Genomic DNA, 23,395 nt, shown 5'->3' with positions numbered 1-23,395 from the left:
TCTTTTGAAATGTGTACTTTATTTCAAGCTTTTTGTCGCTATCATTCCAGCTATTTTTCCGCGACAAACCAATTCCTCTTTTTCATTAAACATTTCTACGTTACATTTTAATTTGTTGAATCTAAAATAATCCTTTTCACTTTTTACAAGCACTTTCTCATTGGGAAAAACAGGTTTAAAAAAATCTATTTCTGTTGAGGTTAAAGCAATCTGAATGTCATCAATAGATTCTCCAGATTCATTCATAAGATAAATCCCAAATGAAACCAATCCAATTTGCGCCATAGTTTCGGTTAAAATCACACCTGGCGTAACCGGATTAGTTTTGAAATGTCCTTTGTAAAAATCATGATTCTCATGAAACGTATAGGTTCCTGAAATGCCATTTTCAGTGACTTCTATAAGATCATCAACAAAAAGAAATGGCTTTTTATAAGGCAATTTTGATATTATTTCTTTGAGATTCATAATTGACATTCTTTTAACTTAAATGTTCACCACCATTTACTTGAAGCGTGGTGCCATTAATCCATTTAGACTCTTCCTTGGTTAATAAATATACCACATTCGCCACATCTTCTGGTGTGGTGAGTCGTTTAAATGGATTGCGTTTTATGCTGTGTTCTGCTAGCTTTTCACTGCCAGGAATCATTCTGAAAGATGCCGTATTTGTCACGCCAGCTTCAATACAATTAGCCTTAATTCCATGTTCCGCAAATTCCAAAGCTATGTTTCTTGAAATGGCTTCTAAAGCCGCTTTAGCTGCAGAAACAGCTGCGTAATTTTTCCATGCTTTTTTATTGCCTTCACTGGTAAAACTGATGATTCTAGCATCGTCTGCAAATAGATTTTTACTAAAAACAAGCTTTGTCCAATCGTATAAACTAAAAGCCATATTCTCTAGTGTAATATGAAAATCATCATTTTGAAGCTCTCTATTTCCATCAGAAACCATGGGTTTTAAATTCCCTTTGGCAATGCTGTGAACCAAGCATTTTACCTTTCCGGAATCGCCTATTTTTTCTGCTAACTCGGTAAGAATTGCTTCTCTATTTTCTGGCTTTACCACATCTTTATTGAAGTGAATTAATTTCACCTTACTCGTTGAAACGATAGCTTCAAATTCGGCTTCAATAGCTTCTATTTCATTTCTTAACGCACGATAAACCAAACATAAATTCAGTCCTTCTTTAGCGAGCTTTTTTGCCGTTGCTAAGCCCATGCCACTAGAAGCGCCCAATATGATGGCCCATTCGTTTTTATTTTCAAATTCTCTTACCATTTTAATAATAATCTTTGTGCGGTGAATCCGGGACCGAAACTCAACATTAATCCAATATCACCTTTTTGAGGATTTTGTTCCATAAACCGCTCAAGAACGTAAAGTACGGTTGCGCTAGACATGTTTCCGTAGTCTTTTAACACTGCTTTTGTGTGATCAATATTCTTACCTAAAGCGCCGAATAGTTCTTCAATAGTTTGAACAATTTTCTTTCCGCCAGGATGAAAAATAAGATGATCAACATCTTTAATATTTAAACCATTTCTCTCTAAAAATGGATGAACAATCAGGGGAAAGTGTTCTGCAATTTTTTCAGGAACTTCTTTGTCTAAAACCATTTGAAGTCCGGTGTTTTTTAGTTCAAATCCCATCATATGTTCCGAATTATAAAAGTGATACATGGCATCATCTATTATTTCTGGCCCTTCTTCATTTTCGTATGAAGATAAAATAGTACAGGCACATCCATCACCAAAAATGGCGGCACTAACAATGTTGGTCATGGAATAATCTTCAATTTGAAAGGTGGAAGTAGGAGATTCTACAGCAATTACAACAGCACGCTTATTTGGATCAGCTTTCAGGAAATTATTGGCATAAATCATTCCAGAAATTCCAGCCACGCAACCCATTTCTGTAACAGGAAGGCGCACAATATCCTGTTTCATATTCAATTTATTAATCAGATATGCATCTACCGATGGAATCATAATTCCTGTACAACTTACCGTAATGATATAATCAATATCAATAGGTTCTAGTTGGGCTTTGTCTAGTGCTTTGGTTAGGGCACCTTCTGCTAATTTTATGGTTTCACGTTTGTAAATATCATTTTTTTCCTCAAAAGAGGTTTTTAAAAACACCGCTTCCGCATCCATGATTGAATAGCGCCTATCAACTCCAGCGTTTTCAAAGAGTTTAATTACTTTGCGCTGATAACGTTCGTCTTGACCGTTTAACCAAACGTTCAGGAATGGAATTATCTCTTCAGTTGTTCGTGTATAAGGTGGTAACTGGGTGGCTACAGATGTTATTTTTACGCTCATAATTTTTTTATTATCCATTGGTATCTAAATGCCCAATGCCACGTTATGGTGCTTTTGAATGCTATTTCCTTTGAATACCTTTCAAAATCTCTCCTTTTAAATGCTCTTAAAATTGATATTAAACCATCGTTTTTTGTCATGTCGTTTTTGATGCCTAATGTGACTATTTTGAAAAGATAATATGCCAATCTGTGCCGATGTAAATCATTAACTAAAACACCTATTTTGGCGTTTTTTAGTAAGGTTTGAATGACGTTCATAGCAACATTATCGTCAAAATGATGCAAAAACAAGGTACACATAGCAATTTCATAGGTATGTGTTTTGAAATCTTCAGATAAAACATCTTCTTTTTTATAGCTTAATTCGGGAAAATCTGCTGATAATTTATTGGCATAATCTACGGTTGCTTGATTGGCATCGATACCTAATAATTTGAATTTGTAACCGTTTTTAATGCCATATTTAGCAACCTTCCGCAGCATGTCTCCACTTCCACACCCTAAATCTATAATACGAATTGTTTTTTCTTTGGATTGGCCTTCTAAAAGCTTTTTTAATCCATCAAGCGTTACTTGGGTACCACCCAATAATTTATTTATGGTTGCTAATTGGTCTAGAGCATCAATTAATATGTCGCCAGTCATCTCTAGGTCATCCATAATTTCAATGGTGTGGCTTCTATGTTTTGTGTCTACAAGCATTATAATTCTGGTTTCATAGGTTTTCCGTGTGTACTTTTTATAACGTGTGGCAAAATAAACGGGAAGGCCTTTAAAAATACCATAATTAATTCAGAAAATAAGCCGAGTCGGAATAACCTTGCTATAATATGTCCAGATTTTAATCTACTACTAAATTCCTGATTCCAAATTTGGGTGTATTGTTTTTCTAATTCGGCTCGCGATTTTATTTCTTTAGATTTGAATTTCAGAACTTTCATAGAAGCCATTTGCGCAGCTCGAATGGCCATACTCATGCCATTTCCAGCTAATGGATGAATCATTCCAGCACTGTCACCGCACATTAAAACATGATTTTCTACGGGTTGTTTTGATGAGAATGATACTTGACTAATAGTTAAAGGATTCTCAAATGTCATCTCAAAACTCTCAAATATTTCTTTTAAATGGCTGTTTTTTGAAAGCACATTTTTTTGAAAATCTTCAATGTTTTTATGCTTTTTAAACGCTTTATAATCGGTAAGATAGCAAACGTTTACGAGATTAGTTTCTACTTTAGAAATCCCACAATAGCCACCGTCAAAATTATGGAGAGCAACAGCATCATCGGGAAAATTACCTTTATAATGCGCTTTTATGCCTAAAAAGGGTGTTGGTTTTTGAATGAATTCGCGATCCATTTGAATATCCAAATTAGATCGTTTACCAAAAGATCCAATGACTATTTCTGACGAGAATTGCTTATCTTCATTAGTAAAAACAGTAAACTGATTGTTTTCAAATTGAATATCAATAACCTTTTCTTGAAATATTTCAGCACCATTTTGTATGGCGAGTTTGGCTAGTTCCCAGTCCATGCAATAGCGACTAATTCCAAATCCGCCAAAGGGTAATTTGGTGCTTATGGATTTACTTTTAGCCGTACTTAATGTGAAGTAATCAATTTTTTTCGCGCCAAAATCAAAGGGGTTAAAACCGAGAGCGTCTAGATAGGGTAGAACTTCGTTAGAAATATATTCACCACAAACTTTATGTTTCGGATAGTCATTTTTCTCTATTAAAAGAACCGAAAGGCCTTTTTTAGAAAGGTGTATAGCACTTGTTAATCCGGCTAGTCCACCGCCAACTATAATTACATCGTAAGTCATTATGAGTTGTTTGTTTTTGTGCTTTTTAAAATATTATGTTATGACGGTTAATAGAATTTTTTGCAGTTAATCATTCCCATAAATAAGATTTAAAAAATCTGATTTTTCTAAAGTTCCAAAAAAGTCTTCAATAGCTGTATTTTGTAAACTTTTAATGATTTCGTCCTTATCATAAGGTACGCCTATTAACAAGTTTTCAAGTTCTGCAATGGGCTTTCTACCAAAGAAATCGCCAAATACTTTAAATTCTGAAATATGTCCTTTTTCAACAAAAATACGCAGATCAATTTCTCCTACTGGAAAACGTTTATTCCGCTGAATGTTGAATTTAGGCGACTTACCGAAATTCCAATCCCATAAATCGTATTTCTCTGCTTTTAATTTATGGACAGCTTGCCATTCAGCTTCCGTTAATTTATAGGTTTCAAAAGGTTCGCTGGCTTCGTATAAACCGACTAATAATTGATTTTTGAAAGCTTCCATGGTAATCGGTGTTTTCAGAAATTCACTAATATTTGCCACGCGACTTCTAACGGATTTATGTCCTTTAGATTGGATTTTGCTCATCTTTACTTGAAGCGCTTTAACCACTTCACCCATATCTGTATCTAATAAAAGCGTACCATGACTAATCATGCGTTTTCCAGTAGAAAACTGTGCAGTTCCAGAGATCTTCTTGTCGTTTACCTCAATATCATTTCGACCTTTTAATTCAGCAGAAATGCCCATGTCGTTCAATACACGAATTACTGGTGCTGTAAATTTTTTAAAGTTGCTAATACTTTTGCCATCGTGATTGGTAATAAAACTAAAGTTTAAGTTACCTAAATCATGATAAACGGCGCCACCACCAGAAATACGACGTACTACATGAATATTGTTTTCATCTATATATTCTTGGTTAATTTCTTCCAAGGTATTTTGGTTTCTTCCAATGATTATAGAGGGTTCGTTAATGTAAAACAGGAGGTAATCGGTAGAACCGTCAAAATTTCTTAAGGCATATTCTTCTAAAGCGAGGTTTAATTTCGGATTGTTGTGGCCTTCATTATCAATGAAAATCATAAATTGGGTGCTATTTGGTGTTTAACAAAGATAGAGAAATTGAAATGGCTCTTATTAGTTTGCTCTGAAAAGACTTGCTTATAACATACATTAATTGGTAGCTATTTTCTCTAAAAATCTTCCGTATTTTTTTGATTTACCGTAATCTGGCACAAAATTTTCATTTTCAAAAATTCTTTTTCCACCAACCATAACTAAAGAAACCACACCTTCATTTCTGTTTACTAATCTGTCGTAATTATCAAATTCTTGAATAGGTGCAATTTCAACGTTTTCAGTAATATTTTTAAATTTTTCAGGATCTATCAATACTAAATCGGCTAGTTTACCTTTGGCTAAATGTCCACAATCCAGATTAAACCAATCACCTTGCTCTTTTGTAAGTCGCCAGATACATTTTTCCATCGTCATTATCGGATTTCCGTTGTCTATAGATTCCTGAACAATTTTCATCATTTTTAAAGGGAAATTATAAAAAGCCATATTGTTTAAATGCGCTCCAGCATCGGAAAAACTAATTAAATTATATGGAAAATTGTATAGGCTTTTATACTTCTCTTTCCGGTCGTTTGCAATGGTCGTAGTCCATCGTATTTTCTTGTCGTATTTAATAATAGTATCTAAAAACACATCTACTGGATGACTATTTTTTTCTTCAGCTATTTCATAAAAATTTTTACCAATTAAGCTTTCATCAGGACAATCAATTATAACGGCTTTACTTAAATCTTTGTGCCACACTTTGGGTGCGAATTTTTTCTTGATTTCTTTTTTAAAATTATCTCTAAAATTGGTGTCTGTAATCAGTTCGTTGCGCTGATCTAGTTCTTTAGCTAAATGACGGAGCGCTTCACCGCTAGGAAATTCCTCAAACATAACCGAATCTACACCATCATAATAAACCGTGAATGGGCAAGGCGGTGATTGCATTCTGAAATTGGCATTTCCTAAATCATTTATACTGCGTGACGCTATGGCAATTAGTGGATAAATATACCGATCGCCAATTAAATCCATCATAGCAATCATGGTTGTTTTTAATGGTTTTCTGAAAATTCCAGAACTAGATAACATATAATTAAGCGTATTTACTCTAGTCACCAAATTCGGCGCACCTTGTAAAACAGCATCTCTTTTACGAAGGAGTTCTATTAAAGATTTCCGCTCTTTCCAAGACGAGTAAAAGGAGGGCGTTTTATGAGACCAATAGCGATCGCCATCCATTTTATCCCAAGGATTATCCATGGTAGATAAGCCAATAAATCCAGCGTCTAAAGCCTCATTTAACATGTTAAGCATAGCGTCCTCTTCCGCTTTTGTGGCAGATACGTTATCAGTTAAAGAACGCTTTATACCCAAGGCTTTCATACGAATATCAGAATGACCAATAAATGAGGCTACATTTATTCCTAAAGGCAATTTATTAATATAAGCTTTCCATTCTTTAGGGCTATTCCATGTTTTTTCATTCTCTAATAAAGGCAACATGATTTCTCTTGGAATGGCTTCCACTCTGGTGAACGAATCCGCTGTGTCTTCAGGCGAATTAAATATTGCAGAAACAGAACAACTCCCTAAAATTATAGAGGTAACGCCATGTCTTGCCGATTCTTTAAGTCCTGGAGAAGCTAAAATCTCCGCATCATAGTGTGTATGAGAATCTACAAATCCAGGAACAATCCATTTGCCTTCAACATCAATAATTTCTGCATCAACATCTGAAAATGAATTACTATCACCAATTTCTTGAATGCGCCCCGAATCATCAATTAATATATCTTGTTTAATTGCTTTTTCATCAGGCATTCCTGAAAAAAAGAGTCCGTTTTTGATAAGTGTACTCATGGTTTTATGACGTGCATTTGCGATAGAATGTAATTGATTGTGATATTCTGTACCTGAACTAAAAATACAAAACTTCAATGAAAGGTAAGCCAAGCAAAATGGCTAAATGTTAAAGCTTATATATCCATTTTTTATTGCCAGGAAAATAACCTGTAAACAATCATGTTTTTACCTTGAAATTCTATGAAAATTGACCTTCTAAACACGAGTTTATGGCTATATTTGCAAAAAGTAAAAACCAATTTTTCTGAATATTATGTTCCAAGTGCTTTTTAATCCTTTTAGAGATTTAATTTTTGACGAACATTTCTGTTTCCTTTCCGGAGATTTAACGAATGAAACCATGACCGTTTTTCCAGAGTGGCTAATGGATCACTTTAAATTCGGAAATGAGCGTATTGAAATGATGGATAAAGCCAAATCTTATAATTATGAAGATCTTAAATTACCGTGTTCTACGCGCGTAAAAGATGCTTTTGATGACTTGGATTTGAAAATCCAAGCTGCTTATAAAGATGGTTTTGAAGGCATGGCTGCATTGGATGACGAACTACTTTTTCAATGGACAGGTAGAATGGTTTATGGCCTACTTTATTATGAAATGCTTTATGAAAGAGATAGACTATTGAAACAAGGCGAAGAATTTGTGCTTTCTGCAAACCTCAAGGAACGCTTTAGTCACTTTCACCTGATGTTGCAATCGGTAATAGAGCCCATTTCTTTTATTGGAAAGAAACCGTGGAGCATTGTTGTGTTTCCACTTAAATATTCTGCTGATATTTTTAGCTATCGTGATGATGCTATTAATTTAATGTTCTCTTTTGGTGTTAATGGTTTTGGGTTTGTGGCGTGCTTACAGGATAATGGCGTAATTGAAGAAAAGCAACAGGTAATTCTTGAAAAAATGAAAGGTCATATTATGCATCCTGTTCAGTTTGAAGAGTTGTATGCTAGATTTCATTATTCCGACTATATATTACAATACAAACCAGAGTATAAAATTGAAAATCACGATAACGGTATTACCATAGAGGTGGAAGCAAATGGCAAACAGCCCGTTTTTGGTTTTTGGGATGAAGATATTTACGCGCAATTACTTTCCAATTACTGGTCGGTTTACGGAATTGAAAGAGAGGAAATTTTGAAACCACAAAAGCCCTTATTAAGTTTCTTGGAAAACCCCTATACCAAAGACTTTGTGGATCCTGAATCTATTAGTTTACCGTTTTAGGTTTATGTGAGTTATGTAGATTTTTTATCCACTTTAATTTCTCCATATAGGGATAGTATAATAGCTTGATTATATTGGTTATGGCGGGAGTTTTCACTTATATTTAGCCATTTACAAACGACTACAAACATTTACAAACGAATTTAAATAGGTAACTACCGACTAATATTTGGATGGCGTTGCATCTTTGCCCTGTTGATTTGACCTAATGATTTTCAACATAATTAAAACCTTATCTTATGAATACGTTAAGAAACAAAGTACAGTTAATTGGTAGACTTGGACAAGATCCTGAAATTATCAGTTTTGAAGATGGCAATAAAATGGCCAAATTCTCACTAGCTACAGACGATAGCTACAAAGACAAGAACGGCGAAAAAGTGGAGCGCGCTTACTGGCATAATATAGTGGTAAAAGGAGGCTTGGTTAAAGTGGTTGAAAACTATATAACCAAAGGTCAGGAAATTGCTATAGAAGGCAAACTAACTAACCGCTCTTGGGATGATAAGGATGGCGCCAAGCATTATATTACTGAAATTTTATGCAGCGAATTGCTGATGTTTGGAAAATAAAAAATTGATCCTAAATAAAAAGCCGCGAAATTTATTCGCGGCTTTTTTTATGCAACTTCTTGAAGCAAATCGAAACACGGGCATCTGCTGCAGCGCTTCTTCTCGCTTTTTTTATATTTTTCACAGCATTTACTTTTTAGCGGTTTTTCGGTTTGTTTCACACTCGATTCTGCTAAAATTTTTAATGCTTTTTTCTGTTTTTTCTTCTCTTTTTTCTTTCCCAAAGTATGGTAACTTAAAGGTAACTGTACAAAATTAATTATTTTGAATTATTCTAAATAAAATAAATTGTTAAATTTAGTCCTTTAAAAGCTGTTGTTGTAATTGGCTGGATTCAATATCAAGTAAATAAGAACTATAGGAAAATCCCATTTTAAAACATTTAATTGGCAACAAACTTTAATCCAATAATAGAAGCAATTAAAGTTGTAATGAAGAAAAGTCGCCAGAAATCGGCAGGTTCTTTAAAAATAAATATTCCTACTAAAACGGTTCCTACAGCACCAATACCGGTCCAAACAGCATAAGCTGTTCCTATAGGTAAACTTTGTGTGGCTTTCACTAAAAGCACCATGCTTATGGTTAAGCAAACTAAAAAACCAATAAACCAATAGGTTGCTACATTACCGGACGTTTCTTTAAATTTACCTAAACAGGCAGCAAAGGCCACTTCAAACAATCCAGCAATAATAAGTAGAATCCAATTCATAAATTTATTCGAGTCAAAAAATAAAGAGCTCTAAAGTACTTATTTTTTATCAAGTTTTAATGCTGTTACAGCTCCACGTTTCTTGAATAAACTTTTATGAAGTTGTTTTTCGTAAAAGGTAATCCGAATACCAAAAAGTAGAACCAATCCACCTAGTACCATTTGAAAACTTATGTTTTCATCCAGAAATAGCCATGCTAAAATAGAAGCTAAAATTCCTTGCGCTAGCAAACTGACTGAAATTCGCGTGGCACGCATTTCTTTAGTAGCAAAACTGATTAGTATCCAGGCTAAAAGCTGACAGATTACTGCTTGTAACACGAGCACGAACCATCCTGTATTTGAGAATCCTGAAAATGGTTCATCCAAGGCATAACTTAAACCCGCTAAATATATAGATGAAGCCCCCAAACTAATGGTCATAAACGTGATAACGTTTAATTGTTTTAAAGCTTCCTTACTAATGAGCATATAAAAGGCGTAAAAAACACCTGAAAGGATTCCGAAACTAAAACCTAAATCGAAATCTAAATTTCTAAAAATGGAAAAACCAACCAACATCATCATTCCAAAAACGGCTACTAAAGTACCAATCCAGAAATTGCCTCGCGGTTTATCCTTCATAAAAAACAAGGCTAAAATGCCAACCCAAACTGGAGATAGATTGGTAAGTAAAGAGGCTTGTGTTGCCGTAGATTCTTGTATGGCAATATTCCAAACAGCCACATCACTTCCAAAAATAACACCACAAAGAACCGCTAAAAGACCCATCTTTAAATTCGGAATTTTAATTTGTTTTGTAATCAATGCGTAGGGTAAAATGAGCACGAATGAAAACGCCATGCGATAAAACGCCGAAATGACTCCAGGCGTTAAATTTAACTTCACCAAAATAGGGAATACAGAAATACAGATAATGCCGATGGCAAGTGCTAATCTAGCTTTTTTCATAACCTTCAAAAATTACGATTTAACAAGCTGCAAAAGTAACACCTAATGCGGCATCTTATTGGTAGTAAATTGGTAATTTCTTCTTAAATATTATCCGTTCTATATAAATGGAGAATAATTAGGCATATTTTGTACTAGAAAAAGAATAATTATCAGCTAGAAGAAAATGTGTTGTGCCAATCTGAATGTATTGGCGTGCGCTTCAATAATAGTTTTAATGTCAGGCGAATAACCGCCGCCCATACTGCACATAACCGGAATTTCTAGGTCTTTACATGTTTGCAAAACAAAGCGATCTCGTTCTTTACAACCTTGAAGCGTTAAGGCTAATTTCCCCAATTTATCTGTAGCAATAACATCTACACCGCATAAATAATAGATGAAGTCTGGTTTTTCTGAAGCTATTAATTTTGGAAGTGTCTCTTTTAAAATAGTCAGATATTCCGCATCTGTTGTATTCGTTTCTAGAGCAATATCTAAATCGCTTACTTCTTTTTTAAAGGGATAATTGCTTTTTCCATGCATGGAAAAAGTAAAAACAGAAGGATCATTTTGGAAAATTTCTGCGGTTCCATTGCCTTGATGCACATCTAAATCTACAATCAGGATTTTATGGACTAATTTTTTATCCTGAAGATAGCGCGCGCCAACAGCCTGATCATTGAGTAAGCAAAACGCCTCTCCACGATTGCTGTATGCATGATGTGTACCACCAGCAATATTCATGGCAATACCATTTTTTATAGCATATTCGCTCGCTTTTATAGTTCCATCAATTATAATAACTTCACGTTCTACTAATAACTTACTCAAGGGAAAACCTATTTTCCTGGCAGCTTTGGCGTCTAGATTTAAATTTAATAAATCTTGGTAATAGGCTAGCGTATGTACTTTTAAAATATGCTTATCATCTAGAATTGTTGGTTCAAAAAAATTAGCTTCCGTGCAGGTTCCTTCATGTAGTAATTGTTTTGGAAGCAGTTCATATTTCAACATGGGAAACCGATGCTTTTCTGGTAGTGGGAGTTTATAAATAGGGTGAAATGCTATTTTTAACATACTATTTATGAAGTTTCAGTTGAATCCTTTTTCTAGGCACATCCACATCCAATACTTTAACAATGACTTGTTGGTGTAAACTAACGTGTGCATTGACATCACTTACAAAACTATCCGATAAATTTGACACATGGATTAGGCCACTTTCTTTGATACCAATATCTACAAAAGCCCCAAAATTAGTGACATTATTTACAATTCCTGGAAGTAATTGACCAGTTTCTAAATCGTTAATTGATTTAATATTTTGGTTAAATGTAAACACTTTAGCTTGCTCCCTAATATCTAAACCTGGTTTTTCGAGTTCTTTAATTATATCTTGAAGCGTTGGTAAACCGACAGAATTCGTACAGTATTTTTTTAAATCTATTTTTTGAAGTGCTGTTGCATTTCCTATTAAATCGGAAATAGGCTTACTTAAATCTTTTGCCATTTGCTCCACCAATGCATAACTTTCTGGGTGTACAGCCGAATCGTCTAACGGGTTTTTAGATTCTTTAATTCTTAAAAAGGCAGCGCCTTGTTCAAAAGCTTTATCACCCAATCGCGGTACTTTTTTAATGGCATTTCTAGATTTAAAAACTCCTTTTTCACTTCTATAATTTACAATGTTTTCGGCTAATTTAGGTCCAATTCCTGAAACGTAACTTAATAAAGACATACTGGCCGTATTGATATTCACACCAACGGCGTTTACGCAACTTTCCACAACGGTGTCTAATTCATTTTTTAGTTTGGACTGATCTACATCATGTTGATATTGGCCAACACCAATAGATTTGGCATCAATTTTAACCAATTCTGCCAAGGGATCTTGTAATCGTCTTCCAATAGAAACGGAACCCCGAACGGTAACATCGTAATTAGGGAATTCGTCGCGTGCAATTTTGGAAGCTGAATAAATACTTGCGCCAGCCTCACTTACCACAAAAACTTGAAGGTCGTTTTTAAAATGAATTTTTCTGATGACAGCTTCCGTTTCTCTAGAGGCTGTTCCGTTACCAATGGCAATAGCTTCAATTTTATACGCTTCCGCTAATGAACTTATCTTTTTCATGGCACCAATTGTATCATTTTTAGGTGCATGCGGATAAATGGTTTCGTTATGTTTTAAATTTCCTTGAGCGTCTAAACAGACTATTTTACAGCCACTTCTAAATCCTGGGTCTATGGCTAAAATGCGTTTCTCTCCCAAAGGGGAACCTAGTAAAAGTTGCTTTAAATTTTTGGCAAAAACGCTAATAGCTTCCGCATCTGCTTTCTCTTTTACTTTTTGAAGCGATTCATTGGATAAAGACGGAAATAATAAGCGCTTGTAAGCATCCTGAATAGCTAATTCTATTTGTTCTGAACATACATTATTAGATTTAATGATGCGATTTTCAATATCTGCCAAGGCTTTATCATCATCAATAGCAATTTTTAATTTTATAAAACCCTCTTTTTCGGCGCGTAAAATAGCGAGTAATCTATGTGAAGGAATGCGACTTAAAGATTCTTCCCATTCAAAATAATCTCTAAATTTTTGAGCGTTTTCGTCCTCTTTTTTTGATTTTACGACTTTGGTGGAAATTAAAGCAAAACGATCTAATTGCTTACGGATGGTATTTCTAACATCGCTGCGTTCATTTACCCATTCAGAAATTATATGGCGAGCACCCTCTAAAGCGTCTTCAACAGATAAAATTTCACCTTTAATATATTTATGAGAAATAGCTTCTAAATCTGAAGCATTTTGACTCATGATTATTTTAGCCAAGGGTTCCAAACCGTTTTTTCGAGCCGTTTCTGCTTTTGTTTTTCTACTTTTTTTGAAAGGAAGATAGAGATCTTCAAGTGTTGTTAAATCTCGCGTCGCTTCAATTTTTTGTTGTAATTCTGTAGTTAACACATCTTGATCGGCCAAAGCTTTTAAAATGGTTGCTTTGCGTTTCTCTAATGCTTCAAATTGATCTTTGTATTTAACAATATCCCCAATTTGAACTTCATCTAAATTACCCGTGCGTTCTTTACGGTATCGAGAAATAAACGGAATGGTGCAGGCTTCGTTTAATAGGGCAACCGTATTTTTAACAGATGTTTCTGGTAGTTGCGTATGAGAAATAATATAGGATAATAACTGCATTATAGTCTTTTAAAAAGTGTGTAAATATAAGGGCGTTCGCCACCGAAAGGATTTATAAAAGTATGATGGAAACTGGATACTAATTCAAATTCGGAACCTAATTTAGCTTCTAACATAGACGCATTATAGCGTTGAACATCGAGTCCGCAGCATTTTTCAGCGCCATCTGTGGCGAAAACGGCAATCAGTACAAAACCGTTTTTTGCGACTATTTTCTTAACCAGATTAAAATAGGCTTGTTGCTCTTCTTCCTTTAAAAAGAAGTGCAAAACCGCACGATCTATCCATAAATCAATAGGTTCTAAAGATTCCAATTCTTTTGGCTGTGTTAAATCATCAACTACAATAGGCAATTTATAATCATGTGAATATTTAATACGCGCTTGAAGTTTTTCCAGCGCCATATCACTTAAATCATTGGCAATAATATTTCTATAACCCGCATCTAAAAGTGCGTCTATAAGTTTAGTTGTACCAGCACCAACATTGAGAATTTTTGCTGTTTTAGGAAGTTGCGTTTTTAAAATTAAAGTCATGGTTTCCTGCGGATCTTCTTCAAACCAACCTAATTGATTATCATCTTTAATATAAGCGGTATTCCAATGTGATTTTATTGGGAGCGTCATAATTTTCTACTTAAATTTCTTTGAATTGAAAGTTAATTTTCAGTACCGAAAAGTACTAAAAAAACCTCGCAGTACATAGTCTGCGAGGTTTTTCATTTATAGTAATGTAATGGACTTATTCTACAGCTTCAAAAACTGCTAAAGGCGCCATCTTTGCCTTATTAAGTGTCATGTTTTTCCCATTTAAAGAGAAATTATCAGTCGTATTTAATACGTCCATAAGTTGATCTTCAACCGTCATATCTGGACAAGCCATCATAGTAACGGATACTTTATCTAAAGAAAGTTGACTTCCATTTTCTACTTTATAGGTTCCATTAAATGTATTACATCCTGCATGTCCAAAAACTTTATTTTCTTCGGTAGCGAAGGAAACAAATGCTTCAGAATCTTTAATGTCTTTACCCATTAAGGTTACAAGCTTCCATTTGGTATCTGTAAATTTCACATCACCATTAGCAGCCATATCTTTCTTTTTTAAGATATACATTTCTGCTAATTCTCCAGTAACCATATTTCCAGAGGAATCCAATTGGGTTAATTTATTTTCACCGACCATATAGGTAGTTTCGTTATCATCAGACAACAAAATATGCTGTCCATCATCTTTCCATTTATAATATCCCCGAGTTTGAAAGGTTCCTTCTTTTTTGCCTAAATACTCTGCTATGGCTTCATAAGACATATCGTCATTTAGTTTAATGGTCGTTTTAATACCTTCACAATCTGCACATGGTAACGTTCCTGAATAGGTTCCTTTCCATTCTAAAGACGTTTGACTTGTATTCATATCTGGTTTTGCTTCTGGATCAGTCATTTCATTAGACATGGATTCAGAATCTTCCTTTTTATTGGAATTACAGCTCACCGTAAAAATAAGTGCAAAAACGGCTAATACTAATATATATTTTTTCATAAAAAATTAAATTTTTATTAGTTTCCTGACTGCTGTTGTGCATCGTTTACCATTTCTTCATTAGGTACGATGGCAATATTAACACGTCTGTTTTTAGCACGACCCGCATCAGTTGAGTTATCAGCAACAGGCTTTTCTTCTCCAAACCAATGTGTGGTTAAACGTGATGAACTAATACCTTTATTATTTTTTAAATAATTTGTAACCGCGTTTGCTCTGTTTTTTGACAAGGTCATATTATAAGCATCATTACCATTACTATCCGTATGTCCAACAACTAATAAATTGGTGTTTGGATATTCTTTAAAAATACCAGCAAGTTTATCTAAATTCTCTTGAGATTTAGCGTTGATGTTATATTTTTCGGTATCAAAATGCACACCACTATTTTCATCAAACGTTACTACAATACCTTGATCTACACGTTCTACTGTAGCGCCAGGTACTTCTTCTTCAATTCTTTGAGCTTGTTTGTCCATTTGGTTACCAATAATTACACCGGCACCACCACCAACAACACCACCAATTACGGCGCCTAATTCAGAATTTCCGCCACCTCCAACGTTGTTACCTATAATAGCACCTAAAATGGCACCTCCGGCAACGCCAATGGCTGCTCCTTTTTGTCTATTATTTGCATTGTCAACTGCCTTACAGTTGGTAAAACTAACTACCATTACAATGGCAAGTGCTGCTATACTAATTCTATTAATTGATTTTCTCATCATATTATTGTTTTGTAAAATTCATAAAAATTGTAAATGGATTACCATCTAAAGTTACTGTTTGACGCCATTGCATAGTATTTGCTGTAATACCTGCAAGTTTTAAACGATACCCTTGGTTGATTTCAGATTTTCCTTTAGCAGATGTTGGTTTTAATAAGAAATCATACAAGCCGGTTGCTTGGTCAATTTCTTGAATGCTAAATTTGAAATTTCTTGGCCCTGAAGCACAATCACTTTTTGTAATGTCATAGGTTCCTGAATTGTTGTTTGGAACAAATGCCCAAGTACTACCTTCAAAACAGGCTGTGGATGCATCGTTAAATAAATCTACTTTAAAGGAGCCCGTTTTACTATAGTTAAAGGAGGTTAAAGTCCAATTACCTTTCAAGTCTTTTTCGGAGTCACGAACCACTTTGGAGCTACCACATGCTAGTAGACTCATGGTTAATACTAATACTATTAAATGTTTCATAAGTGTTAAATTTTAAGTATTCAAAACTACGTCTTAAATAGTTGATAAATTGATGCAATTGATTAAAAACCTAATGCTAAAAGCACAAATTTGTTATAATATTTACGTAAATAAACCGAGTTTGGACGTATTCAATTAGTTTTTGTCTGAAGGAAAGGTGTAAAGTCTGTAATAACCAGAATTCCTATTATAGGAGCCCCAAACATAGTCCTCTTTAAATTTAAAAACGGATTGATTTTGAAGGTGTTTTAGGTTGTTTGAGTTAATGAAGTCTTTTATAATATCAAAACCATTTTTAGGAACTTCGCCTTCTAAATGATTAAAGTTTAAATCGAATAAACTTTGTATTCTGGTAGATTTTGTCTCTGAATACGTTTCAAAAGCAGAAAATATAGCAGCGCCTACAATTCCACCCACTAAATAGCCCACTAAAATCATGTTACCAGATGCAACAGGTTCACTAGATCCTAAAGTTACAATGTATTTATTATCTGCTTCAAATAAAGAAATGGCAACATTAGAATACGCCACTTTGCGCACAAATTTACCTGATTTTTCAACCTCTCTAATTTTTCTTAAATCACCATTTTCAATATAAATAGGACCATTTTTAAAAGTTATAGGTTCATCTTTAGAAATGGTAAATGTTTTAACCAGCTCCAAGGGATTTTCTGTGAAAACATTTAAATAAACTTGGTTGCCATTAGCGTAAGCTGTTAAAATATGATTTTTAAATATAAACGAATTGGCAGATACTAATTTGTCATCTTTAGTAAACTGCGCATTTTCAATTTTCTGAAAGGTGTAATTTTCTTTTTGTATATCTAGCGTTATCTTGTAGGTGAATTTCGTGTATAAATTATTAGTCAAAATTATTTGTCCATCTTGATAGTATATTTTGGTAATAGCCGAAGTGGTTTCTAAAGCGTTTGGCACCGATTCATCCACAAATTCAATGGCTTTATTATTTGCATTATTATGATAAATAAGCGTGCTTAAATTATAGGTTAAGCCATTATCATTTTCAATTACTTCATGAGATAAATCGTATTTTATAGCCCTTACATGTCCATCCATATCAAAGGTGTACAGTTTTAAAGTGGACGAATTTTTTTCTAAAGTAAGCAGATATAATCTGTCTTCTAGACTGATATATTTTACAAATTTTTCATTCGAAATTTTAAATTTCAAATCTTCATTTATAGCGTAAGTTGCAATGTCAAAATTTAATTTAACCATGCTAAATTGAGAATCAGATTTATTGCTGTAGAATAATCGATAATCATTTCCAATATTGGCGCTACCTACTAAAACATCTGATTTTAATGGCAGTTTTTCAATACTAATATGATTAATCCGTTCTTTATTGGCGTTATATAAATAACTTTCTAATCCTTTTTTAGTTTTAAGAAGTAAAGCAATATTTTCATTTTTGTTATCCGTTATTGGGATGACTTCTTTTAATTTTTCATTTGGAAAATCTTTAGCTGTTTCAATTAATATGAAATGTTCTTGAGCTAAACCTATTTCCACAAAAAAGAATACGAAAACAAAAGTGCTTATAATTCTGAATGCAAAAAGCCGTGATAGCATCATATAATTTAAAAGTTTCAAATTAAAATGGCACCAAATTATAAGTAGCTTTCTTTAAATCAAAAGACCCAAAATAGAGTTGATCATTATGAAAAAACACATTTTCGGCTGTAATATATTTTAGTTTACTGCTGTATTTCTTTATTTTTTCGAATACGTTTTCTGAAATTTTACCTTTGATATGATTAAAATCTTTATCAAATTTAGAAACAAAATAGGTTGATTTGGACGATGTATAGGAGTTATAACTATAAAAAGTAGGATTCATAACAACCGCATGGCTAGGACCGACTGTTCCAACACCGCCTGGAGCACCCATCATCATGCCACCACCTGAAGCAACTTCTTTATAACCGCCAAGCGTCATATAAAATTGATTGTCCTGAAATAAAACGGCAATACCCAAATCACCAGATGTAATTTTACGTAAATATTTAGAGCTTTCTTCCATTTCACGACGGTTTACAAAAGGAAGAGCTGTAGCACCTTCTTGAATTATAGGTGTATTTTTAAATGAAATAGAAGCATCTTTTTTAATATAAAATTCTTTAATAAGTGCTCCAGAAAGATCATTAATTAAAAAGCGCATTTCATCTTTAGAACTCGCAATCTGATAAAAATACTCCGGACTGATATAGGAGTTGTAGCGTTTTAAATCGTCTAATTTGCCTTTCGGATAATCATAGGTTTTTATGCTGTGTGTTAAATCTTCGAAATTAATAGTGTAAACCAACGTTCCTGAATCTTCCACTTCAAACGTTAAGTAGACTAAATTATCATATTGATAGAGTTTATTGGTAGTAGACGTTTGTTCCAGTGCATTGGGAACACGCGGATCAATTTTCTGAATATTAGTTTTTAAACTTCCAAATAATGAAAAAGTGCTGAAGTTTTTGCGTTCACGCAAATTAACATCCTCTTGATTAATTTTCATGCGCGTCACCATTATAAAATCAAGTCCATCGGTTAATTCGCGAATTATAATTTCCTGATCTTTGGTGCTAGAAAGCACATAAAGTTTGTTTTTGTAATTTACTGCTTCAATAAAAAGCTCGTCTCCAAAATCGAAGTCCAGTTCTGTTGCCTGGCTGTTTTTTGCTGAAAAATCTAAAGTTAAAACGGCAAATTTCGTTTTCTTGGTATTTGAAAATAAAATATGTTGCTTTTCGCCTGATAATTTAAACCCTAAAGCTTCATCATATTTGCTTTTTACAACTTCTGTTTTAAATTGAGATTGTAATTCGAAAGCTGAATTAAACAAATAAGCGTAAACATCTTTGCGCTCAACCATTAAAAAGGTTAAATCGTTGGTTACGGTATTGGAAAGTGTAAAAGCTTCCTTGCTTGCTTTTCTGGATGCATCTTCATTTTTGAACAACATGTTGGCTTTTTGGCTGAACATGCTGATAGAAATCAATAAAATGAAAATGAACATGGTAATTTTCTGCATAGGTTTGGTTTAAGTTATTTGTAATCCATTTGTCGCTGAAGTGTCATCAGGATTTATAAAAATTAATTGACCCTCTGAAGTTTCTGTCATTAAAATCATGCCTTGGCTTTCTACACCACGTAATTTTCTTGGTGCTAAATTGACTAAAACCGTTACACGTTTACCAATAATATCTTCTGGTTTAAAACTTTCGGCAATACCAGAAACAATGGTTCTCACATCAATTCCAGTATCTACTTTCAGGATTAAAAGTTTATTAGCTTTAGGCATTTTTTCAGCTTCTAAAATAGTGCCGACACGTAAATCGAGTTTGGAGAAATCTTCAAACGTTATGGTTTCTTTTTCAGGCTCTACTTTCTTATTGGCTGCGGCATTCGCTTTTTTGCTGGCTTCCAATTTGTCCAATTGTACTTGAATCTCTTCATCTTCAATTTTCGAAAATAATAATTCGCCAGGCCCAATTTGATGTCCTGCAGGAAGTATCGTCTCTATTATGGCAATATCGTCCCAAGAGTTTACGATACTATTCTCATCGGTCGAATCGCTCGAACCTATATTTAAAATCTTCTTAAGTTTTGCAGAAGTAAATGGTAAAAAAGGCTCACTTAAAGTTGCTAAAGCTGATGCTATTTGCAAGGCAACAAACATGATTGTTTTCGTGCGAACTTCGTCTGTTTTTATAAGTTTCCAAGGTTCTTCATCTGCCAAATATTTATTTCCTAATCGCGCTAAATTCATCATTTCTTGTGAAGCTTCACGGAATCTATAACGTTCTATAGAACTTGAAATAACGGATGGATAGGCTTTAATGGCGGCTAAAGCTTCTTCGTCTATTTGTGAAAAATCAGAAGCTTCTGGCACAAAACCGTCATAATATTTATGCGTTAAAACTACCACACGATTAATGAAGTTTCCAAAAATGGCGACTAACTCATTATTGTTTCTGGCTTGAAAATCTTTCCAAGTAAAATCATTATCCTTGCTTTCTGGTGCGTTTGCTGTTAAAGCATACCGCAAAACATCTTGTTGATTCGGGAAATCTTCTAAATAATCCGGTAACCAAACAGCCCAGTTTTTAGAAGTTGATAATTTCTGACCTTCTAAATTTAAAAATTCGTTAGCAGGCACATTGTCTGGTAAAATATATGAACCTTCAGCCTTTAGCATACTCGGGAAAATAATACAGTGAAACACAATATTATCTTTCCCTATAAAATGAACGAGTTTGGTATCATTACTTTTCCAATACGGTTCCCAATCTTTTCCTACACGTTCCGCCCATTCTTTAGTGGCAGAAATGTAGCCAATAGGCGCATCAAACCAAACGTAAAGTACTTTTCCTTCGGCACCTTCAACAGGAACAGGAATTCCCCAATCCAAATCTCTAGTAACGGCGCGCGGACGCAAACCGTCGTCAATCCAAGATTTTACTTGACCGTAAACATTGGGTTTCCAATCTTTTTTATGACCTTCCAAAATCCATTCTTTCAAAAAAGCCTCATGCTTATCTAAAGGTAAAAACCAGTGTTTGGTTTCTTTTAAAGTTGGTACATTTCCCGTTATAGCCGATTTCGGATTAATTAGATCCGTTGCGTTTAAACTGCTACCACATTTTTCACACTGATCGCCATAAGCTTCTTCATTTCCACATTTTGGGCAGGTTCCCGTTACAAAACGATCTGCTAAAAACTGATTCGCTTCTTCGTCATATAATTGTTCAGTAACTTCTTCAAGAAATTCACCTTTATTATTTAAAGTTGTGAAAAATTCTTGAGCCGTATCATGATGAATTTTAGCAGACGTTCGCGAGTAATTGTCAAAAGTAATTCCGAAGTCCTCAAACGATTTTTTAATGATAGCGTGATATTTATCAACGATATCTTGAGGCGAAACACCTTCTTTTTTCGCTTTAATAGTAATAGGAACGCCATGTTCATCACTACCACAAATAAAGGCCACATCATTGTTAGTTAAGCGTAAATAACGGGCGTAAATATCAGCAGGAACATAAACACCAGCCAAATGGCCGATGTGAATAGGGCCGTTTGTATAGGGTAAAGCAGCGGTAATGGTATATCGTTTTGGTTTAATCATGGTGTTAAAAATCTTATATGAAATAGGTCAGGCATATGCGTGCCGTCCTAATTTTAATTATTGTTTTAAAGCCACAAAAGTACGCTTTTTAAGGTCGATTTAGAAAAAAAATGTACTTTTACAGTATGTCGAAAATCTCATTATTAGTTGTGCTGTGTTGTTCGTTTCTGTTCCTCGGAACTCAAAGCGGACCACAGGCAGAAATAGCCACTATAAAAACTGAAAAATTGATACAACCACCATATTTAAAAGCAGGGGACACGGTTGCTATTGTAGCACCTTCGGGAATTTTAAGAAACCGTCAGGCTGAAGTGCAACGCGCCGTTAAATTGCTAGAAAGTTGGGGTTTACATGCTATAGTTGGGAAACATGTTTTTAGTCAGGATAATCATTTTGCAGGAACTGATGCCCAACGTTGTGAGGATTTTCAGAAAGCTATGGATAATCCAAGTGTTAGTGCTATTTGGGCAGCACGAGGTGGTTATGGAACGGTTCGGATTTTAGATAAATTGGATTATACCAAGCTTAAAAAGAATCCGAAATGGTTAATTGGTTACAGTGATATTACGGCGCTGCATAACGATTTTCATAATGAAGGATTTGAAACCATTCATGCCCTGATGTGCACTAGCTTAACCGCAGATGGTAAAGGTATCGAGGAAGCTATTGCCACGTTTAAAAAATCCCTTTTTGGCGAGCCGCTTTCATATACTTTAAAAGGTTCGGATTACAATAAAACTGGTAATGTAAATGCACCAATTGTAGGTGGGAATTTAACCATGCTTCACACTATGTTGGGATCTAAAAGTAGTTTGGATACCAAAGGAAAAATTTTATTTATTGAGGAAATAGGTGAGTATAAATATCATGTGGACCGTATGTTACAAAGTTTGAAACGTGCTGGTTATTTTGAAAATTGTGCTGGTGTTTTAGTAGGTGATATGACTAAAATGAGAAAAAACACAACTAGTTGGGGAAGTTCTATAGAGCAATTAATTTTAGACGCCTTGTCTGAATATGATTTTCCGATTGCTTTTAACATGCCGGCTGGGCATGAAGATGATAATCGTGCTATGATTTTAGGTCAAAAAGTTGCATTGGTAGTTGGTAAGGAGCAAACCACTTTAAAATTTTCAAAATAAGCGTTTCTGTAAACTGAAAAACAAGAATCCGCCTACAAAATATAATGCTACATCTATAACATCTGCTGTGTAACGTGCGTTAACTTGTGGCATAAACCATTCAAAATAAATAGCAAAGTAAGTTGTTAATCCTAAAGCCACAGCCAAAGGCACATAAAGATTTTCTGTTTTTTTGATGCATCTTAAAATGGCCAAACTCAAGCTTAAAACTATGGGCATACATAAAAAATCATTGACGTAAAAGTAAATCCAATCAGGTAGGGGCAATTGCAGTCTTTGCGCACTATAAATCACAGATGCTATTAAAACACTCAAATAAAAGAAGGGGTGTTTTAAAATTTTCATGCTATAATTGCTGAAATGAGCCAAGCTATAAACATACCGATTGCCATAAACGCCATCCAAATAGAATGAATGGTTTTTGCAAAAATACGAACTATTAAAAACTTATGGTTTTTGTATGTTTCATAAAAGCCAGGTGATTTTTCTTTTTGAATGCGCTCGCGTTCCTTTCGGTCTATTTCGTTTTGAGCAAAGGCCAATTCGCGTCTTTTTTTATGAGATAAAAGCGTACCACAGCTGGTGCAATAATCTTCATTTGTGTTATAGATGCCACAGTTTGGGCATTTAATTTGACTAGCCATTGCGCAATTTTAAA

General features: G+C 34.3%; 24 protein-coding genes. 3 read left to right on the top strand and 21 right to left on the bottom strand.

From position 1 onward, the window contains the following. Positions 1 to 18 precede the first annotated feature (18 nt). The 7 genes from ES674_RS01915 to ES674_RS01885 form a co-directional block, all read right to left on the bottom strand. The gene (locus tag ES674_RS01915) at positions 19 to 468 is read right to left on the bottom strand and encodes a 3-hydroxyacyl-ACP dehydratase FabZ family protein (RefSeq protein WP_148402296.1); all 450 of its coding nucleotides are present in this window, start codon (positions 466 to 468) and stop codon (positions 19 to 21) included. A 13-nt stretch (positions 469 to 481) separates the two neighbouring features. Then, positions 482 to 1,282, bottom strand: coding sequence for an SDR family oxidoreductase (locus tag ES674_RS01910; protein WP_148402295.1), 801 nt, complete (start codon positions 1,280 to 1,282; stop codon positions 482 to 484). After that, positions 1,276 to 2,328 (bottom strand): type III polyketide synthase, encoded by a 1,053-nt coding sequence (locus tag ES674_RS01905; RefSeq protein ID WP_148402294.1) that lies wholly within the window; start codon positions 2,326 to 2,328, stop codon positions 1,276 to 1,278. Before ES674_RS01905 ends, ES674_RS01910 begins: the two co-directional genes overlap by 7 nt. Continuing rightward, positions 2,325 to 3,032: a methyltransferase domain-containing protein gene (locus ES674_RS01900; RefSeq protein WP_148402293.1), complete on the bottom strand. Its 708-nt coding sequence runs from the start codon at positions 3,030 to 3,032 to the stop codon at positions 2,325 to 2,327. The genes ES674_RS01905 and ES674_RS01900 overlap by 4 nt, the downstream gene beginning before the upstream one ends. Next, positions 3,032 to 4,159 carry an NAD(P)/FAD-dependent oxidoreductase gene (locus ES674_RS01895; RefSeq protein ID WP_148402292.1) on the bottom strand — a complete coding sequence of 376 codons (1,128 nt, stop codon included), beginning with the start codon at positions 4,157 to 4,159 and terminating at the stop codon, positions 3,032 to 3,034. The genes ES674_RS01900 and ES674_RS01895 overlap by 1 nt, the downstream gene beginning before the upstream one ends. A gap of 66 nt (positions 4,160 to 4,225) precedes the next feature. Further along, positions 4,226 to 5,224: a lipoate--protein ligase gene (locus ES674_RS01890; protein ID WP_148402291.1), complete on the bottom strand. Its 999-nt coding sequence runs from the start codon at positions 5,222 to 5,224 to the stop codon at positions 4,226 to 4,228. Positions 5,225 to 5,314: 90 nt separating this feature from the next. Then, positions 5,315 to 7,069 carry an N-acyl-D-amino-acid deacylase family protein gene (locus ES674_RS01885; protein ID WP_148402290.1) on the bottom strand — a complete coding sequence of 585 codons (1,755 nt, stop codon included), beginning with the start codon at positions 7,067 to 7,069 and terminating at the stop codon, positions 5,315 to 5,317. Between the two features lie 256 nt (positions 7,070 to 7,325). Here ES674_RS01885 and ES674_RS01880 point away from each other — a divergent pair, with 256 nt between their 5' ends. Beyond that, positions 7,326 to 8,300 carry a hypothetical protein gene (locus ES674_RS01880; RefSeq protein ID WP_148402289.1) on the top strand — a complete coding sequence of 325 codons (975 nt, stop codon included), beginning with the start codon at positions 7,326 to 7,328 and terminating at the stop codon, positions 8,298 to 8,300. A 239-nt stretch (positions 8,301 to 8,539) separates the two neighbouring features. After that, positions 8,540 to 8,872: a single-stranded DNA-binding protein gene (locus ES674_RS01875; RefSeq protein ID WP_148402288.1), complete on the top strand. Its 333-nt coding sequence runs from the start codon at positions 8,540 to 8,542 to the stop codon at positions 8,870 to 8,872. Between the two features lie 47 nt (positions 8,873 to 8,919). Here ES674_RS01875 and ES674_RS15355 read toward each other — a convergent pair whose 3' ends face one another. The 12 genes from ES674_RS15355 to metG all read right to left on the bottom strand — a co-directional run bounded on the left by ES674_RS15355 (position 8,920) and on the right by metG (position 21,595). Then, on the bottom strand, positions 8,920 to 9,096 hold the full coding sequence (locus tag ES674_RS15355) for a hypothetical protein (protein ID WP_170233945.1): 177 nt from the start codon (positions 9,094 to 9,096) through the stop codon (positions 8,920 to 8,922). Positions 9,097 to 9,254: 158 nt separating this feature from the next. After that, positions 9,255 to 9,581, bottom strand: a complete 327-nt coding sequence (locus ES674_RS01870) for a DMT family transporter (protein WP_148402287.1) — start codon at positions 9,579 to 9,581, stop codon at positions 9,255 to 9,257. Positions 9,582 to 9,620: 39 nt separating this feature from the next. Next, complete coding sequence (locus tag ES674_RS01865; RefSeq protein WP_148402286.1) at positions 9,621 to 10,532, bottom strand: DMT family transporter; 912 nt, start codon at positions 10,530 to 10,532, stop codon at positions 9,621 to 9,623. Between the two features lie 156 nt (positions 10,533 to 10,688). Beyond that, positions 10,689 to 11,591, bottom strand: a complete 903-nt coding sequence (locus ES674_RS01860; RefSeq protein WP_148402285.1) for a histone deacetylase family protein — start codon at positions 11,589 to 11,591, stop codon at positions 10,689 to 10,691. A 1-nt stretch (position 11,592) separates the two neighbouring features. Next, positions 11,593 to 13,716 carry a Tex family protein gene (locus tag ES674_RS01855; protein ID WP_148402284.1) on the bottom strand — a complete coding sequence of 708 codons (2,124 nt, stop codon included), beginning with the start codon at positions 13,714 to 13,716 and terminating at the stop codon, positions 11,593 to 11,595. Then, a complete protein-coding gene (locus ES674_RS01850) occupies positions 13,716 to 14,342 on the bottom strand; it encodes a class I SAM-dependent methyltransferase (protein WP_148402283.1) in 627 nt (208 codons plus the stop codon). The genes ES674_RS01855 and ES674_RS01850 overlap by 1 nt, the downstream gene beginning before the upstream one ends. Positions 14,343 to 14,457: 115 nt before the next feature. Then, positions 14,458 to 15,258, bottom strand: coding sequence for a copper resistance protein NlpE N-terminal domain-containing protein (locus tag ES674_RS01845; RefSeq protein WP_148402282.1), 801 nt, complete (start codon positions 15,256 to 15,258; stop codon positions 14,458 to 14,460). A gap of 17 nt (positions 15,259 to 15,275) precedes the next feature. Continuing rightward, complete coding sequence (locus tag ES674_RS01840) at positions 15,276 to 15,983, bottom strand: OmpA family protein (RefSeq protein ID WP_148403610.1); 708 nt, start codon at positions 15,981 to 15,983, stop codon at positions 15,276 to 15,278. A 4-nt stretch (positions 15,984 to 15,987) separates the two neighbouring features. Then, positions 15,988 to 16,458: a lipocalin family protein gene (locus ES674_RS01835; protein ID WP_148402281.1), complete on the bottom strand. Its 471-nt coding sequence runs from the start codon at positions 16,456 to 16,458 to the stop codon at positions 15,988 to 15,990. A gap of 135 nt (positions 16,459 to 16,593) precedes the next feature. Next, complete coding sequence (locus tag ES674_RS01830) at positions 16,594 to 18,054, bottom strand: hypothetical protein (RefSeq protein ID WP_148402280.1); 1,461 nt, start codon at positions 18,052 to 18,054, stop codon at positions 16,594 to 16,596. 19 nt (positions 18,055 to 18,073) lie between these two features. Then, positions 18,074 to 19,501: a hypothetical protein gene (locus tag ES674_RS01825; RefSeq protein WP_148402279.1), complete on the bottom strand. Its 1,428-nt coding sequence runs from the start codon at positions 19,499 to 19,501 to the stop codon at positions 18,074 to 18,076. Between the two features lie 9 nt (positions 19,502 to 19,510). Next, positions 19,511 to 21,595: a methionine--tRNA ligase gene (metG, locus tag ES674_RS01820; RefSeq protein ID WP_148402278.1), complete on the bottom strand. Its 2,085-nt coding sequence runs from the start codon at positions 21,593 to 21,595 to the stop codon at positions 19,511 to 19,513. Positions 21,596 to 21,720: 125 nt separating this feature from the next. Between metG and ES674_RS01815 the strand changes: the two genes are divergently transcribed. Further along, positions 21,721 to 22,737: a S66 peptidase family protein gene (locus tag ES674_RS01815; RefSeq protein WP_170233944.1), complete on the top strand. Its 1,017-nt coding sequence runs from the start codon at positions 21,721 to 21,723 to the stop codon at positions 22,735 to 22,737. On the opposite strand, the gene ES674_RS01810 is transcribed toward ES674_RS01815, so the two are convergent. Together ES674_RS01810 and ES674_RS01805 are read right to left on the bottom strand one after the other, a co-directional pair. Beyond that, positions 22,729 to 23,052 carry a hypothetical protein gene (locus ES674_RS01810; protein ID WP_246125953.1) on the bottom strand — a complete coding sequence of 108 codons (324 nt, stop codon included), beginning with the start codon at positions 23,050 to 23,052 and terminating at the stop codon, positions 22,729 to 22,731. The two genes, ES674_RS01815 and ES674_RS01810, sit on opposite strands and share 9 nt — an antisense overlap. A gap of 26 nt (positions 23,053 to 23,078) precedes the next feature. Next, complete coding sequence (locus ES674_RS01805; protein WP_148402275.1) at positions 23,079 to 23,381, bottom strand: TFIIB-type zinc ribbon-containing protein; 303 nt, start codon at positions 23,379 to 23,381, stop codon at positions 23,079 to 23,081. Between the last annotated feature and the right edge of the window lie 14 nt (positions 23,382 to 23,395).

Source organism: Bizionia myxarmorum (genome assembly GCF_008086205.1).
GTDB lineage: Bacteria > Bacteroidota > Bacteroidia > Flavobacteriales > Flavobacteriaceae > Algorimicrobium > Algorimicrobium myxarmorum.
The sequence above is the reverse complement of the archived record's forward strand: the minus strand, read 5'-3'. Positions and strand labels throughout refer to the sequence as shown.

Bases quoted from the DNA above. Each gene is read 5' to 3' on its own strand.
- ES674_RS01915 (WP_148402296.1), bottom strand. From the start codon at position 468: ATGAATCTCAAAGAAATAATATCAAAATTGCCTTATAAAAAGCCATTT.
- ES674_RS01910 (WP_148402295.1), bottom strand. From the start codon at position 1,282: ATGGTAAGAGAATTTGAAAATAAAAACGAATGGGCCATCATATTGGGC.
- ES674_RS01905 (WP_148402294.1), bottom strand. From the start codon at position 2,328: ATGAGCGTAAAAATAACATCTGTAGCCACCCAGTTACCACCTTATACA.
- ES674_RS01900 (WP_148402293.1), bottom strand. From the start codon at position 3,032: ATGCTTGTAGACACAAAACATAGAAGCCACACCATTGAAATTATGGAT.
- ES674_RS01895 (WP_148402292.1), bottom strand. From the start codon at position 4,159: ATGACTTACGATGTAATTATAGTTGGCGGTGGACTAGCCGGATTAACA.
- ES674_RS01890 (WP_148402291.1), bottom strand. From the start codon at position 5,224: ATGATTTTCATTGATAATGAAGGCCACAACAATCCGAAATTAAACCTC.
- ES674_RS01885 (WP_148402290.1), bottom strand. From the start codon at position 7,069: ATGAGTACACTTATCAAAAACGGACTCTTTTTTTCAGGAATGCCTGAT.
- ES674_RS01880 (WP_148402289.1), top strand. From the start codon at position 7,326: ATGTTCCAAGTGCTTTTTAATCCTTTTAGAGATTTAATTTTTGACGAA.
- ES674_RS01875 (WP_148402288.1), top strand. From the start codon at position 8,540: ATGAATACGTTAAGAAACAAAGTACAGTTAATTGGTAGACTTGGACAA.
- ES674_RS01870 (WP_148402287.1), bottom strand. From the start codon at position 9,581: ATGAATTGGATTCTACTTATTATTGCTGGATTGTTTGAAGTGGCCTTT.
- ES674_RS01865 (WP_148402286.1), bottom strand. From the start codon at position 10,532: ATGAAAAAAGCTAGATTAGCACTTGCCATCGGCATTATCTGTATTTCT.
- ES674_RS01860 (WP_148402285.1), bottom strand. From the start codon at position 11,591: ATGTTAAAAATAGCATTTCACCCTATTTATAAACTCCCACTACCAGAA.
- ES674_RS01855 (WP_148402284.1), bottom strand. From the start codon at position 13,716: ATGCAGTTATTATCCTATATTATTTCTCATACGCAACTACCAGAAACA.
- ES674_RS01850 (WP_148402283.1), bottom strand. From the start codon at position 14,342: ATGACGCTCCCAATAAAATCACATTGGAATACCGCTTATATTAAAGAT.
- ES674_RS01845 (WP_148402282.1), bottom strand. From the start codon at position 15,258: ATGAAAAAATATATATTAGTATTAGCCGTTTTTGCACTTATTTTTACG.
- ES674_RS01840 (WP_148403610.1), bottom strand. From the start codon at position 15,983: ATGAGAAAATCAATTAATAGAATTAGTATAGCAGCACTTGCCATTGTA.
- ES674_RS01835 (WP_148402281.1), bottom strand. From the start codon at position 16,458: ATGAAACATTTAATAGTATTAGTATTAACCATGAGTCTACTAGCATGT.
- ES674_RS01830 (WP_148402280.1), bottom strand. From the start codon at position 18,054: ATGATGCTATCACGGCTTTTTGCATTCAGAATTATAAGCACTTTTGTT.
- ES674_RS01825 (WP_148402279.1), bottom strand. From the start codon at position 19,501: ATGCAGAAAATTACCATGTTCATTTTCATTTTATTGATTTCTATCAGC.
- metG (WP_148402278.1), bottom strand. From the start codon at position 21,595: ATGATTAAACCAAAACGATATACCATTACCGCTGCTTTACCCTATACA.
- ES674_RS01815 (WP_170233944.1), top strand. From the start codon at position 21,721: ATGTCGAAAATCTCATTATTAGTTGTGCTGTGTTGTTCGTTTCTGTTC.
- ES674_RS01805 (WP_148402275.1), bottom strand. From the start codon at position 23,381: ATGGCTAGTCAAATTAAATGCCCAAACTGTGGCATCTATAACACAAAT.